The following is a 14,210-nucleotide window of genomic DNA, read 5'->3' as shown; positions in this document are numbered from 1 at the left end:
CGAAACGTGAAGACCAGCTATCCTGTTGATAGGCGTCGCGACGCCGGTAAAGGCGTATGGACGCCTGATCCCGGGCGCCGTATCTATCGGGCCATTGATTCCGCGAATTGAAGGATTCGAACCCACGCGGGATCCTGGATCGGAGCATGGAGGCACCCCAATGTTGCTGTTTGGCCGCGCAACGCCGACCGACGAGATGTTGATCTTCCAGATCGACCGCCTTCTCGCATTGGCTGCTGATTTGGAGCGCGTGCGCCGCGGCGTGCCACCGGAGTCAATGGCCGATGAGGAAGCCCCCATCCTCGATCGGTGGATCCTTGCCCAAAGGATTGTTCCCTCCCTCGCCGGGCTCTCGACCGGCCATCCCAAACTCGGCGGCGCGAACCGACTGATCGGCACGTCGGATTTGTGGCTGCTGTCCGAAGATCGGACTTGGGCGCGAACGCTGAGCAGGTGGTACAGACTCGGTCGTGCTGCCGAACAATCCGGCCTCGATTCCTGACTGCCCGGCCATGACATTCAGGGATTCGACTGACCGTCATTTCGACCGACGCCAGAAGGCTGCGAAAGCAGGTTTGCATCTTCCGAGTGAGGATGAGTTGCTGCGCGGCATGAATTTCTTTGGCGATCGTCTCGAAGACGATATCCGGGAATATTCAAGCCGCCTGTCACGACGAATGAGGAAACGCGGTCGCGTCGAACTTTTGCCCCTTGCCAGTTGTCTTGATGATCTTGCTGTCGAGCAATCCGAGGAGGGCATCAAAAGTGTCGAGGCCGCGCTCGTCGTTGCCGAAGCCGTAAAGGGAATCCCGGCCGAGGCCTGCCGCCTGCGCTGTCAATTCTACCTTGCCTCGTTTGGCGATCCCCAGGCGGCAGCTGCGGTAGCCGGCGAAACGGCGTCGATGGCGATGCGTGATGTCAATGAGAGCAGAGGTCCCCAAATGCTTTGGCGCGCGCTCGCGTGGAGCATGCTGTCACGTACTCTTTTCTTTTCGCGCTGCGTCGACGTCTTCCATATCCCGCGGCATTCGCTGTTCCGGATGCTTCTGAATTATGAAGCCGAGTTCGAGTCTGCGATCCTAAACGCACGGCCCGAGGACGAACGAACGAACAAGGAGGCGTCGGCGAAGAAGGCGTCTAGAGATGACGACATCAAGGACCTCTCCGAAGACGACGCGGAAGCCGAACCCGCGCCGAATAATTCGGTGGTTGTCATTCGCTCCATCGGCAACTCGACCACATCGGAAGGAAAGCGCGTATCGGTCGAGTTCCAAAAATTCGTGCAGCGCGGACTGCCGCTTCCAGCTGCGTCTGACCTGCCCATTGCTCGCATGCAGCTTGTATCCGAATTCCCGTGGGTCGCATCGGTGGCCGACGACATCCTGACCCGCCTCGTCGGCAGGGGAGATGTGCACCTGCGACCAACCATCCTGGTCGGCTCGCCTGGATGCGGCAAGACTCGTTTTGCCAGGCGGCTGGTTGAGGAACTTGGGATTCCGTACGAGTTGGTTTCCTGCGGCGGCTTGAGCGACAGTGCCGTCGGCGGTACCGCGCGGCGATGGTCGTCGGGTGAACCGAGCCTGGCCATTATGGCGGTGCGCCGGCACGAATGCGCTGGGCCAGCGATCATCCTCGACGAGATCGAGAAGGTAGGCACCAGCCGCCACAACGGCAATGTGCACGACGTCCTGATCGGTTTGCTCGAGAAGGAATCATCGTCGCGCTGGTTCGATCCCTACGTCGAGGCGAACTGCGATCTCTCGCATGTGTCCTGGCTGATGACGGCGAATGAGGTTGCAAGCGTCTCGGCGGTGCTGAAGGACAGATGTCGGATCCTGCGATTTCCGGAGCCAGGCCCCGACCAGTTGCCGTTCCTGGCGTCCCGCATTCTCGAACGGCTCTACGTCGAGGCGGGGCACGACCCGCGCTGGGCAAGGCCGCTGGAAGGATTCGAGCTCACTGCGCTGGCCAATAACTGGCCGGGCGGGTCGATCAGGAAACTGGAGCGGCTCCTCGAGAAGCTTATCGAGGCGCGTGAACGCTATTGGGGCCGGCAATGAGCTGCGCCGGCAACACGATCGGCGGCGATAGGGGCTGACACGGGAGGCAACTGATGAAAGGTCGCGGCAAGAGACTTTCTGCAGGGTCCCGCATTGAGGTGGAAGGATCATCGCGCGTAGATCATCCGCCCGGGGGGCAATCAAAACAGAACTTGATCGAGTGCGAGATTCCCATGAGGAAACCCTCGGCGCCTGCATCACAGCGGCCACTCGCGTTCGGCAGGTACATGGCCAGCGAAGCGCTGCTCGGGCTTCTTGGCCATACTGAAAGCTGCATCGCCCTCATCAAGGCCGGCCCTATCGCTTCCTGTGACTGCAGAACCGCGCACGTGGAGGATCCAGCGATGGCCGTCGAGGTGACAAGACATTATGCCCGCACAGCGATCGCGACCGGGACGCCGATCCCAACGGTGATCCTCGAATTGCTGACCTGCCACGTCATGGACGCAAACCCTCCCTGCATCGAGTTGGCGGAATGGCTTGATGCGGCTGGTCTTCTCGACCTCCCGCCGCAGGCGAACAATCACCAGGGTGCGGTCGGGCGCGGCAACGATCGAAAGGATTGGAAGATGAAAAAGCGTCGCATACCACGTTTCTCGCGACAGCATCGTAATACGAAGACCAGAGCTGTCGAGGCTGCGGGTGACTCCGGCATTTCTGCTGAAAGGGCTGCCGACGCGGTTGGCAGCGCGGACAGTTTTATCGGGGATGCTCTGCTCTTGCGATCGCTGCAGCTCCAGTTCCGCATGTCGGTTCATGAATCCGCTCATGCGGTAGCGCGCCTCCATCTGGATCTTGGAACCATCGTGAAGATAACGATCGAGGCTCCGGAAGGCGGATATGTCACCGGAGCTATGCCGGGAGAGCAGACCGAGGCGGTGCTAACCGGCGTTCTCATCGCAGCACTCGCCGGCCGAGCGGCGGAGGAAGTGATCGTGGGGTCGGTCGCCGCCGGATCCGGCTCTGAGTCCTGCGATCTAGCGGCTGCGACCGCATTGGCGTTCGACATGGAGACCGTGATGGGCTTTTCGAAGAAATGGCCACTGCTTTACCGCAAGGTTGAGGACCGGACATTGCTTCTCGCGACCGACCACGATCTTGCGGCGCGGGTGAATGCCCGGCTGGAGAGCGCCTATGCCGCCGCCCGAAAAATGGTTGTCAACCAGGAGATCGCGATCGATTTCCTTGGCGAGATATTGCTGGGGCGAAAGACGTTGGAGGGACCCGAACTCGATGCCGTGCTCCAGCAAGTGAAGCAGCGGATCGTTGCGACGCCAGAGTGATCGAAAAACGGTCGCAAAATACCGCGGTCACGTCTGCAGGATTCGTGGAGCTTTGGCGCGCCTGAGTGAATGAAATCGAGGTTTCGATCCTATGAAGCTATGGTTATTCTCTGACTTGCATCTTGAATTTGCCGATCTGCGGCAGCCGATGACCATCCCGGATGCAGACGTCTGCGTCGTCGCGGGAGATTTATGCCGCGCCCCCGCCAACGGTGTTCACTGGTTGGGCAAAAACGTCGCTCATGCGATGCCGTGCATCTATGTCGCGGGCAACCACGAATTCTATAAGGGTTCGATCAAAGAGGGGCTGGAAGACGGGCGCGCCGCGGCCGCGCAGTTCCCGAACGTGCATTTCCTGGAGAACGATGCTGTCGTTATCGACGGTGTTCGGTTCGTCGGCGCGACGCTGTGGACAGATTACCGGATTGAGGGGCACCCACATGTCGCAATGATCCATGCTCGCGAGCGCATGAACGACTTCAAGCTGATCGCGGAACAAAGGAATCCGTGGCACCGTTTCGTGCCCGAGACAGCATTCCGAATGCATCAGGAATCCCGTCTGTTCCTCGCTTCCGTTCTGAAGGCTGATCCAATCGAGACCGTCGTCGTCACCCACCACCTCCCCCACGCGAAATCTATTCCTTCGAGGTTCAAGGGCGACCTGCTGAATGCCGCCTTTGCGTCAGACCTGTCCGAGGTGATCGAGAGTGGTCGACCCGCTCTATGGGTGCACGGGCATACTCACGACAGCTGCGACTATCGGGTCGGAAGCACGCGCATCATCTGTAATCCGCGCGGCTACGATAACGAGAACATCGCATTTGATCCGGCGCTGGTCGTGAGGATATAGCCTATGGATGAAGGCGAACAATGACCCGAAGCTGACTCTTGAACGCCAGATCGCCTCATCTCGGACTAGATCGAGTTTTTTCTGCAGCTTCTAAGCGGACATGCGAAGTCAATGCTCGACTGGCGTTGGCGCCAAAGCGCGGTACGAGCTTCTCCGGGCTCTCATATTTTGTTCACCGTCGCCTTTGCACTCATGGTGTTACGGGGGGCGCTGATCCCTTCTCGGCAATATGGCAGCCAAAGAACGAGCGAGACTTGAGAATCATCGCCGAACCGAACATAACAGGAACAAACTGGTAAAGTGGTGTGAGGAAGCTGGCGTTTTTATGCGCTTCATCTGGAAGATGGGTGCCATCATACGTTGGCAGAAAATAGCGTGCGGCCCGGCTCTGGATATGCGATGTTTCTTAGGCACGGGCCGGTGAGATTGCTCGCCCCGCCGCGTTCGCGAACGATCCGTTCTCGTGAACTACAGCGTCCGCTTGATCCGAGTCCGTTTGAAGTTAGGCGAGCAGAATGACTGTCTTCTCCGAAAAATTGCGTCGGCTGCCTGAGACAATCGAGTTGGCGAGCGCGCACGGAGTTGGCGACATTGCTTTCACTCTCTCACAAGGGAAAGGACGGCTCGCCGTCGCTATTGCCTCGGGGGGATCCGTAGTTACAGCAGAATTCTTCTCGCGCTGCCGGACAACACTGCAATTGGGTCCGACGATGGTGATGACACCCATGCAGTTCGTCCTATCGATGGAGAATTGGGATGGATGCGATATCTGGCTGTTCAGCGCCGGAGCGAACAATCCTGACATCGCGGCAGCCTTCCGTGTCGCAAATTCATCCAGCTGCAAATCGATCCAGTTGATGACAGTTCAGTCGGAAGGCGCGACATCCATTGTGGCCTCAAATAGTCCTCGCGCCAAAGTGATTGTTACGCCAGTTGCTGATCTCAAGGATGGGTTTCTCGCGACGCATTCAATGGTTTCGATGGTGACCGCCTTGTTGATCGCGTCAGATCTCACCACGGAGCAGCCGCAACGCGGGAGATTGGCCGAAGAATTCCGAAAGCGCGCGGCAGAGGTGCTAAGTGCACCTCAAAGCCCAGACTTCGGTTTCAAGGGTGGGGATACTCTGTTCGTTCTGCACGATCCGCAAAACGCAGCAGCTGCAACGTTGATTGAAACTTCTCTTTGGGAGACCGGAATAGCGCCAGTACAGAGGACTGATTTCAGAAACTTCGCTCACGGTCGTCATGTTTGGGCGGCAAAGCATCCAGAGACCATGTACGTGCTGGCTTTGACAACCACGGAAAGTGGCGATGTTTGGGAGCCCATCCGGGCAGCACTTCCTTCCCAGACCCGGATTCAAGATGCTGAGTTCGATCACGGTGGCCGATTGGCCAATGCGGTCAGCATTTTGTGGGGTCTATCCTTCGTTCAGCACCTCGGAAACGCGACGAGTATCGATCCGGGACGCCCGGGGAGAGGCGCGTTTGCCGAGGCGATATATGACAATCCCGCGCTCGACGCGCTTTCGCGAGATTTGACTTCATCGGTTCGACACAAGGCGTCCGCGCGGATGCACTTTGATCCCATTGATGAGCGATCAGCATCACTTTGTTCCGTTGGGCGAGAGAGGCTGCTTAGTTTGGGAGGCGCGAGCTTTGTCGGTCTCGCGCTCGATTATGATGGGACTGTCGTCCCGAACGATCCGCGTGAAGCCCGGCTCGGTCCTCCTCCCAAAGCGATTATGCACGAACTGGTCAGGCTTGTTGATGACGGCATCCAGGTGGGCTTTGCGACAGGACGCGGCGGCTCCGCCGGCGAAAAATTGCGAGACGCCCTTCCGCAGCGCATACATAGAAATGTCCTCATGGGTTACTATAATGGCGCCCACATCCGAACGCTCGACGTCGACATAGCTGAAGATCCCCCGCAACGAAATCCGAACATTGCCGAGGTCACCCTGTGGCTGGCGGGCTCAGGCCTGCTCCGCGATGGCGTCGAGATCAAGGCGCGTGCAATTCAGGTGTCGATTGACTATGCCGATGTCATCGACATCGAGCGTTTTGCGGAGAGTCTAGCTGCTTGCCCTCAGATAGTCGAAGGCAGCGTGAAGGTGCTGAGATCTCACCATAGCGTCGATATCGTCTTGGCATCTACGTCAAAGCTCCGCGTTGTAGAGGAGCTCGCCCGTCGATCCGGCGATGCGAGCAAGGCCGTTCTCGGCATCGGAGATAGTGGCTCGCCATTGGGAAATGATCGGGAGCTATTATCTGGACCGCATTGTCTAAGCGTTGGCAGTGTTTGCGGCGCTTCAGGCGGCGTTTGGACGCTGTTTGGATCAAAGTTGCGCGGTCCGGATGCTGTCCTGCGCATTTTGCAGGCCGCTCGTGCTAAGGGATGCGAAATGATGATTGATCTTTCTGCTCTGAAGCTCGATCAGCACTCTTGAAATGCTGACCGAGAAAAAAAGAGTGGGCCTGCTTGTGACCGGGAGAGTTCGATGAGTGCAGTCGACGTGGTCGGCACAGGATTTACCGTTCTCGACCGCATCTACGCGGGCTCGTTGGCGGTGTCGTCCGAGGATCTTGGTGGCTCTTGCGGGAACGTTTTGATTTCGCTCGCCATGCTTCAGCGGAATGTGGCGCCGGTTTTGAGCCTCGGTGAAGATGAGGTTGGAATCCGTCTTGTGGTCGCATTCCGGCACGCGGGAGCCGAGACGCGATACATCCGCCAAACAGAACACATCCGCTCGCCGATCCTTGCTCAGCGTCTGCATGCGCCCGGGGTACATACATTCGAATTTAGGTGTCCAGAAACTTCCATCGATCTTCCGCGATATGAGCCGATAGACTGGGAAGATGTGAGCCGGGCTCTGCCGGCGATCAAGAATTGCAATGTCTTCTATACGGATCGATTATCCGGAGCGATCGTCGATGCGATGGAGGCTGCGGCCGACTCAGGGTCCATCGTTTATTTCGAGCCATCTGCGATTGGCGATAAAGAGCTTTTCAGTCGCGCAGTCGCTGCAGCGTCCGTTCTCAAGTTCTCAGCAGAGCGTCTGACAACACTGGCGGGGCAGGTCGCCCCCCACGACGCCCTTTTCTTAATTGTGACGCACGGAGAAGCTGGTCTGGAGGTACGACGGGGAGCTGAGAAAGCGTGGTGCAAATCCTACCCGGCACCCGAATTGCGCGACACCTGTGGTTCTGGCGATATGGTAAGCGTCGGCGTGATTGATTGGCTGCTGACCCGACGCGAACGCGCGACCACGAAGATATCAATTGACGAATTCGTTGTCGGAATCGAAGCCGGACAACGCCTAGCTGCCGAGAACTGCGCCTATGTCGGTGCTCGCGGCATCTTCCGCGAGCGTGGTGCAGAATACGCGCGGTCTGTCTTGCGGGGGTGAACCCGATGTCGGGCAGTTTCAGATTTGCATTGGCTCGTCTTACGCCGCCTTCGAGACGTCGTCACTCTGAAGCTTTGCACGGAGTTCCATCAGTAGCTCTCCAAGCATATTGCGGCCCTGACCATTCACTTCTCCCCAGAGCCGATTCACTTCATTGTCGACGGTCGCAGTTTCAATCAGTCGAGCTGAGCCCGTCGATACAAGCAATTCGCGAAGATCTTCATGCTGGGTGAACTTGGCTTGGAGCACGCACCTCATCCTGTCAAACTTTGTCCGTGACCAGCCTGGGCTGACATCCCAGTAATATAGCCCGTGCGCCGCCATCGCCAGAAGCGCGGGAGACGGTGCCGCCATAAGCCATGCTTTCACTTCCGGCTTACGCGCCTTGCCGGCCTGATAGGCGTGCTCGCTCGTCGCAAAGCGCTCGCCTTCGAATTCAATCTCGCGCCGGAATAGATTGCTGAAAGCCCCGTAAGGCTTCTCGCTGGCACGATAGAACCGGATTTCCTGGCCAACATCCGTCACGAAAAACTCCATTGAAAATTTGCATCTTTTAGTGCATGCAAATTTACATGAAGCCGAAGCAAATTGAAAGAGCGGAGTTGGTCCGCCATATCAATGAAAAGCGCCTGGAAGCAGGCCTTTCCTACGCGGAACTGGCCGATATCGCTGATGTCGACGCTAGCCAAGTTTCGCGTATTTGTCGGGGGCAATTCATTACGTTCGGAGCAAGCGTCGTGCGAATTTGCACGACTCTCGGGCTGCAAAATACGCGGGGTGAAGGAACGACATGGAAACGCAGTCGGCGCGCATCCGATCCGAACTGGGCAAAGCTGGAGCGCTCAATTCGGCGTGCTTGGGATAATACACCGGCTGGTGCGGAGCGGCTTGCAAAAGTCATAGCTGCGGTTGGCGAAATCACCCGTAAGTGAATCCCGTGAATTAAGGTTAGGACAGGTTGATTTCGCTGGACGAACGCACTCCTCCCTGCGGTATATCGCAGCGGTCGGGTAGAGGTGTCATGGGGAATTCTGATGAGGAAGGATTTGGCGGAAAGCCTGCTGGCAAAAATCATGGAATGGTCTGACGAGGAAAAGGCAGCGGAACGCGCTTATCTCGAAAGCTTTGCCAGCTACAAATACGACGAATATCAGCAGTTCTCGCCAGGCAAGCGGTTCATCGAGAGTCTGGCGCTCTGGCTTGGGCAGTTCACCGGGGGTGAAGAGCGTCGCGCGGCTTACAACTTCGTGCGAAACAGGCTGCTTTTCATATCCACAGATGAAATGAATCATCTGGTGGAGCTTACCTTCCCGACGATCATTCGCCCAATCCTAATCGCTGACACTGCGACTGAACTTGGGGTCGATCCACATAAAGTGAAGGCAATCGTCGACACGGTGGAGTATCGAACGCGCCTTCGCCAGACACTGGTCCTGGGCCTGAGCGACGGTGCGCGAACAGACTGGTTTCGTCGCGCGAATCCGCAAGAGATGTCCAATGAGCAAGTTTTTCATGCCTATGACGTTTCGGACCCGAAAAGCGAGGGCATGGTCCAGGACCTTCGGAAGCACCTAGCGAAAATCTTGGGTCGAGAACCCCATGATCATGAGGCGCGGTTCCGGTACATCGTACTGCTCGATGATTTCACTGGCAGCGGTAGGAGTTTCATTCGAGAGGATGGTAAAGGTGGTTGGACCGGGAAGATAGCGAAGATCGTTGGCGGCTTGATGAAAGCAGGAAACCTTGGAGACGCGATAGCGGATTCCGGCGTCAAGATAATCATCATTCTCTATGTCGCCGGCGATCAGGCAATCGAGCACATTGAAAGCCGTTTGCCCAAGTTGACCTTCGGAAAGGGCACAATCGAATTCGAGGTGGTTCACAAACTGGGCGAAACTACGCCGCTCGATGATGCAAGCGACAGCCCAATCCTGGGGCTGGTCGCAGATGATCGATATTTTGATGACGATGCCGACGATGAGCATTCTAAAGTAGGCGGTACAAGCAAGCGCTACGGTTTCGCCAATTGCAGGCTACCGCTCGTGCTAGCTCACAACACTCCCAACAACTCGATCTATCTGCTCTGGGCAGAGGACGACCAATCGGTTCGTGGCCTGTTTCCGAGAGTTAGCCGCCACAGAAAGCTACAGTAGGTGAGAAATCCATTCCGAATGCGCGCATCCCAGCGCTCGACGAGTGACGATGAGTTTGTTCGTCTTTTCGGCGTGGGTGCTTTGGAGGTCATCAAGTCCTTCGACGACCCTTGGAACGGTCTCGTCTTTCTTCGAAGTGCACCTGGCGGCGGAAAGACTACGTTTCTGCGTATCCTTACACCGCGTCCGCTGAAGCTCACTGACAACCTCGCTGATCAGCATCTGCAGGTGAAGGCGACGCGCGACGCGCTGAGAGAGGTCGGCGCCATCGGTCGCGACGGACCGCAATTGCTTGGTGCGATGGTCGTCTTCACCAGTGAGTACAAGGAACTGAGTGCCTTTGACCGCGGCAACATACTCTTTCGAGAGCTATTGAATTCTCGAATTGTGGTCGCGACACTCAGGTCGGTGCTGGAACGAGCAGAACGTCAATTTCCCGACGATCTCGACCAGTTCAGCTTTGAATGGGAGCCGGAATCAGACGCGACTATTCCGGGCCGCGCTACAGGAAAGGAGCTTTTTACCTGGGCGTCGCGCATCGAAAGAGATTTCTATGATCGAATGGACGATCTCGGTTCACCTGCGTCGATCAAAGGTGGCCACGCGCGCTTGGATGGGCTCAAGTGGTTTGCGCATGTTCGCATAAGCGACAAGCAGGGCGATATGGACGTCAAGCGCGTCCTTCTCATGGACGAACTCCAGACGCTGGCTCCTCCACAGCGTGCAAGCCTGATTGAATTCATAACCAATGCGCGGGAGCAGTGCGGAGTATGGATCGCTGAAAGGCTGGAGGCTCTTACGCATAAAGATCTGCTGTCCGAGGGCGCGCTCCGCAAACGAGATTACGAGAACGTCGTGCAACTGGAAGAACGTTGGTCTGGAACAAGAACCAAGTCCTATACCAAATTTGTGGAAACGATCGCCAATCTTCGGGCGGCCAAGGCTGATGGTTTCGAAGGGCGCGAGCTGTTTCCGCTCATTGGTGAAACCGACGATATACCGAGCTTGGAGACCGCTCTCACTAGCCGTATTGCGGAGATCGAGGCCGAAATTGTTAAGATAGCCGGCGCTGGCCCTCGTTATTCGAATTGGCTTGCCAATGCTCGCGGGCTAAGCGGCAACCTTCTCGAACGCGCCTTCAAATGGCAGTTGCTCAAAATTCTGGTCGTAAGAGATACGAGACGAACCCAGACAAGCTTCGACTTCGATTCATTGACATTGGATGAGTTCGGAGCACGATCAGGCAGCGGCACGGACCGAGCAGCAGAACACTTTCTGCGAACAGATGTGGGAGCCCCAATCTATTTCGGCCGTGAGTCTTTGAGCGCCGTATCATCCTCCAATGTGGACCAGTATCTGGAGGTGGCAGGCGCATTGTTTGAAGAAATCTCTGCGAAAATCCGGTTTCACCGAGATCAGCCGGTGCCACTCACGGCAGCGCGACAGGACGCACTGATCCGGGGCGTTGCGAAGGATCGGTGGGATGGGCTTCCGCGCCGCCTTCCGCGTGGTGTCGAGGCGCGCCGCCTGCTCGAAGCAATCGGCGAATACTGTCGCCAACAGACTTTCAGAGACAGCGCCCCCTACGCACCCGGCGTAACTGGAATTGCGATCACGATGGACGATCGAAAACTGATAATTGACAGCGAGGACGCTGAAATCTCGCATTTTATTCGACTTCGAGATGTCATGACGTCTCTCGTGTCGCATAACCTGCTGATGCCACGTCTCGACCATAGAAATAATGGTCGGGAATATGTCGTGTTCTATCTGAACCGTCTTCTCTGCGTACATTTCGGCCTGCCACTTGGTTATGGCGGCTGGAGACATCAAACACTGAAGAGCTTGCTTCACTGGCAAGAAGCAGGAGCGAAGGCAATCGCGGTGGCCGAGGAGGCAACTCTTGTCTAGTCCGAGCCCGGCAATGCGATGGGATCCCTACTCCCTCACACTCGACTCCGATTTCACCACCTTCTGGCAACGGCGCTTGTCGGCCAAGAAGCGTAAGGTCCTTCTCGTGATTGGTCGCGGTTTCGACATCAGAACTCTTGAAACTGCTCGACGCTTGCATGCCCTGGACGCCGATATATCGGTATGGCAGCTGGTGTTCGACAACGGATTGGGCGACAGCCCGAAGCGATCGGAACTCACGGCGACCAACCATGAAGGACTGTTGAAACTCGTTCCCGCGGAAAAGATCGTTGCTGTGCCGATCGAGATCGGGGGGCCCGTAGGCGCTGCTGTAACTCCACGAAATACCAAAGCTTCATTGGACAGAGCGGGAGATTGTCGCGACTTTGACGATGTGATTGTTGACATCAGCGCTATGCCGCGCATGGTGGCACTTACCGCTGTCAGTGTGCTTCTCTTCAAACTTGATAAGCTGGCCGAAGCAAAAGGCCCAAGTGTAAATCTTCACGTGACCACATCCGAAAGTGTTTCTGCGGACCTCGGCGCAGCAAAAGGCAGTCTCAGGGACAGCGTAACCTTCGTTCTTGGCTTCTCCGGACATCTTGAAGAGCAGACTACTCAGAATTGGCCGCGGGTGTGGTTTCCTGTTTTGGGTGAGGGTCAGCGTGACCGACTGCATCTCATACAAGACCATGTGAATCCGGATGAGATTTGCCCGGTTATCCCTTTTCCTACGAGAAAGCCACGGCGAGGGGACGAGGTGGTCGGTGAGCACCGTGACACGCTGTTCGACGACTTCAAGGTCGAGCCGGCAAACATCTTGCTCGCAAGCGAATACAATCCGTTCGAGGCTTACCGCCAAATATTCACGGCGATGGAACGATACAAAAAAGCCCTCAAACCTATGGGTGGCTGTAAGCTGTTTGTGTCGCCTCTCTCATCAAAGCTGCTTTCGATTGGCGTGTTGCTCGCGTGTTACGATCATAAATTTGGAAAGAGCTCTAGCGAAGGCTTTGACGTAGGCATCCCCTATGTCGAGACAGCTGTATACGGAGATCCGGAGCAAAATGCTGAAGCTGCCGACTTCGAACTTCACTCGTTGTGGATACGCGGGGAATGGGAGGAGCCGATTCCAGCCGCCGCGTCGGCAGCAGTGACGGCGGCAACATAACACATAGCACCGTTTTGTCGGCTTTCCCGTCATTCTACCTCATAAGCGAACAGTCTGCTTGATCGGGCACCCGATGGCCGCTCCTGACGCAAGCTAATCCTTGCCAGAGGTGAACGCGGTGGGTTCGAATTCTTGCCGGAAAGGCAAGCCTGCGTTCTCAATGGGGTTCGTGGCGCGGAAGTCCTTCTCAGAAGCTAAGCTTGTAAAATTGCGACGCCGTCCGCTTTGACGTGCTCCCGCTGTTTCGGACCGTTTTGATCTGGGATTTTCCAATTATGATCCCTCGATCGGGAGATGGAGAATCCGATGAAAGCATCGAAGTTTTCAGAGGCGCAGATTGCGTTCGTGCTGAAGCAGGCTGAGGACGGCACGGCGATCGGCGAAGTATGCCGCAAGGCCGGAATATCTGAGGCGACGTTTTACAATTGGCGCAAGCGCTATGCCGGTCTGATGCCCTCCGAGATGAAGCGTCTGCGTCAGCTCGAGGAGGAGAACGCCAAGCTCAAACGGCTTGTCGCTGACCTGAGCCTGGACAAAGCCATGCTGCAGGACGTCCTGCAAAAAAAGCTCTGAGGCCTGCCCGCCGGCGCCAGCTTGTGGATCAGATGCGGGAGACCTGGAAAGCGTCGGTTCGCAAGGCATGTGAAGTATTGCGGATCGACCGGTCCCTCTACACCTACAAGCCCAGGCACGGTGAGCAGGCCGGATTGAAGCAGCGGATCAAGGAGATCAGTGAGGTACGGGTACGCTATGGCTACCGTGTCCTTTTGCTTCGAGAGGGCTGGACGATCAACATGAAGCGAACGCACAGGCTTTACAATGAGTTAGGGCTGCAATTGCGCAACAAGACCCCGAAGCGGCGGGTGAAGGCCAAGCTCAGGGAAGACCGAACCGATGCAACGCATTCCAACGAGATCTGGGCGATGGATTCTGTTCATGACCGATTGGCCACCGGCAGGAAGCTGCGCATCCTGACCATCGTCGATACCCACTCTCGCTACGCGCCCGCGACCGACCCGCGCTTCAGCTATCGCGGCGAAGATGTTGTGCAAACCCTTGATCGGGTCTGTCGGGAGGTGGGCTATCCGAAGACGATCAGGGTAGACAATGGCAGCGAGTTTATCTCCCGCGACCTCGACCTGTGGGCCTATCAGAGGGACGTCACGCTCGACTTCTCCCGACCCGGCAAACCCACGGACAACGCCTACATCGAGTCGTTCAACGGCAAGTTCCGGGCCGAGTGCCTGAACCAGCACTGGTTCCTGACGCTTGACGACGCCCGCCAGAAAATGGAGGAATGGCGTATAGACCACAACGAGGTTCGTCCTCACAGCGCCATCGGCAACAAGTCGCCGATATCGCTCATGAACGCCCC

11 protein-coding genes and 1 pseudogene are annotated in these 14,210 nt (G+C 56.9%); 11 read left to right on the top strand and 1 reads right to left on the bottom strand.

Translation table 11 applies throughout. The annotated features are described in order from the left end of the window. Positions 1 to 160 precede the first annotated feature (160 nt). The 6 genes from FJ543_RS19880 (at position 161) to FJ543_RS19855 (ending at position 7,600) form a co-directional block, all read left to right on the top strand. Complete coding sequence (locus FJ543_RS19880; RefSeq protein ID WP_140876641.1) at positions 161 to 502, top strand: DUF6634 family protein; 342 nt, start codon at positions 161 to 163, stop codon at positions 500 to 502. Next, positions 471 to 2,060: an AAA family ATPase gene (locus FJ543_RS19875; RefSeq protein ID WP_140876639.1), complete on the top strand. Its 1,590-nt coding sequence runs from the start codon at positions 471 to 473 to the stop codon at positions 2,058 to 2,060. The genes FJ543_RS19880 and FJ543_RS19875 overlap by 32 nt, the downstream gene beginning before the upstream one ends. Before the next feature lie 227 nt (positions 2,061 to 2,287). Beyond that, complete coding sequence (locus tag FJ543_RS19870) at positions 2,288 to 3,343, top strand: hypothetical protein (RefSeq protein ID WP_181174019.1); 1,056 nt, start codon at positions 2,288 to 2,290, stop codon at positions 3,341 to 3,343. Positions 3,344 to 3,434: 91 nt separating this feature from the next. Next, positions 3,435 to 4,193: a metallophosphoesterase gene (locus tag FJ543_RS19865; protein WP_140876635.1), complete on the top strand. Its 759-nt coding sequence runs from the start codon at positions 3,435 to 3,437 to the stop codon at positions 4,191 to 4,193. A 515-nt stretch (positions 4,194 to 4,708) separates the two neighbouring features. Beyond that, positions 4,709 to 6,640 carry a hypothetical protein gene (locus tag FJ543_RS19860; RefSeq protein ID WP_140876633.1) on the top strand — a complete coding sequence of 644 codons (1,932 nt, stop codon included), beginning with the start codon at positions 4,709 to 4,711 and terminating at the stop codon, positions 6,638 to 6,640. 51 nt (positions 6,641 to 6,691) lie between these two features. Continuing rightward, on the top strand, positions 6,692 to 7,600 hold the full coding sequence (locus FJ543_RS19855; RefSeq protein ID WP_140876631.1) for a carbohydrate kinase: 909 nt from the start codon (positions 6,692 to 6,694) through the stop codon (positions 7,598 to 7,600). A 39-nt stretch (positions 7,601 to 7,639) separates the two neighbouring features. On the opposite strand, the gene FJ543_RS19850 is transcribed toward FJ543_RS19855, so the two are convergent. Beyond that, positions 7,640 to 8,137, bottom strand: a complete 498-nt coding sequence (locus FJ543_RS19850) for an NADAR family protein (RefSeq protein ID WP_140876629.1) — start codon at positions 8,135 to 8,137, stop codon at positions 7,640 to 7,642. 35 nt (positions 8,138 to 8,172) lie between these two features. Here FJ543_RS19850 and FJ543_RS19845 point away from each other — a divergent pair, with 35 nt between their 5' ends. The 5 genes and pseudogenes from FJ543_RS19845 to FJ543_RS19825 all read left to right on the top strand — a co-directional run. Then, complete coding sequence (locus tag FJ543_RS19845; protein WP_181174018.1) at positions 8,173 to 8,532, top strand: helix-turn-helix transcriptional regulator; 360 nt, start codon at positions 8,173 to 8,175, stop codon at positions 8,530 to 8,532. 102 nt (positions 8,533 to 8,634) lie between these two features. Continuing rightward, complete coding sequence (locus FJ543_RS19840; protein WP_140876626.1) at positions 8,635 to 9,753, top strand: hypothetical protein; 1,119 nt, start codon at positions 8,635 to 8,637, stop codon at positions 9,751 to 9,753. A gap of 18 nt (positions 9,754 to 9,771) precedes the next feature. After that, entirely contained in the window at positions 9,772 to 11,664 is a 1,893-nt protein-coding gene (locus tag FJ543_RS19835; protein WP_140876624.1) for a hypothetical protein, read from the top strand. Between the two features lie 76 nt (positions 11,665 to 11,740). Further along, complete coding sequence (locus tag FJ543_RS19830; protein WP_140876622.1) at positions 11,741 to 12,835, top strand: hypothetical protein; 1,095 nt, start codon at positions 11,741 to 11,743, stop codon at positions 12,833 to 12,835. A gap of 306 nt (positions 12,836 to 13,141) precedes the next feature. Continuing rightward, positions 13,142 to 14,205 (top strand): annotated as a pseudogene (locus FJ543_RS19825) (IS3 family transposase); the annotation flags it as partial. Between the last annotated feature and the right edge of the window lie 5 nt (positions 14,206 to 14,210).

The sequence above is a fragment of the Mesorhizobium sp. B2-5-7 genome, assembly GCF_006440875.1.
Classification (GTDB): Bacteria; Pseudomonadota; Alphaproteobacteria; order Rhizobiales; family Rhizobiaceae; genus Mesorhizobium; species Mesorhizobium australicum.
This window is presented reverse-complemented; position numbering and strand designations above follow the sequence as displayed.

Excerpts from the sequence above, each read along its gene's own strand:
- FJ543_RS19860 (WP_140876633.1), top strand. The coding sequence starts at position 4,709 with ATGACTGTCTTCTCCGAAAAATTGCGTCGGCTGCCTGAGACAATCGAG.
- FJ543_RS19840 (WP_140876626.1), top strand. The coding sequence starts at position 8,635 with ATGAGGAAGGATTTGGCGGAAAGCCTGCTGGCAAAAATCATGGAATGG.
- FJ543_RS19855 (WP_140876631.1), top strand. The coding sequence starts at position 6,692 with ATGAGTGCAGTCGACGTGGTCGGCACAGGATTTACCGTTCTCGACCGC.
- FJ543_RS19865 (WP_140876635.1), top strand. The coding sequence starts at position 3,435 with ATGAAGCTATGGTTATTCTCTGACTTGCATCTTGAATTTGCCGATCTG.
- FJ543_RS19850 (WP_140876629.1), bottom strand. The coding sequence starts at position 8,137 with ATGGAGTTTTTCGTGACGGATGTTGGCCAGGAAATCCGGTTCTATCGT.
- FJ543_RS19870 (WP_181174019.1), top strand. The coding sequence starts at position 2,288 with ATGGCCAGCGAAGCGCTGCTCGGGCTTCTTGGCCATACTGAAAGCTGC.
- FJ543_RS19845 (WP_181174018.1), top strand. The coding sequence starts at position 8,173 with ATGAAGCCGAAGCAAATTGAAAGAGCGGAGTTGGTCCGCCATATCAAT.
- FJ543_RS19880 (WP_140876641.1), top strand. The coding sequence starts at position 161 with ATGTTGCTGTTTGGCCGCGCAACGCCGACCGACGAGATGTTGATCTTC.
- FJ543_RS19835 (WP_140876624.1), top strand. The coding sequence starts at position 9,772 with ATGCGCGCATCCCAGCGCTCGACGAGTGACGATGAGTTTGTTCGTCTT.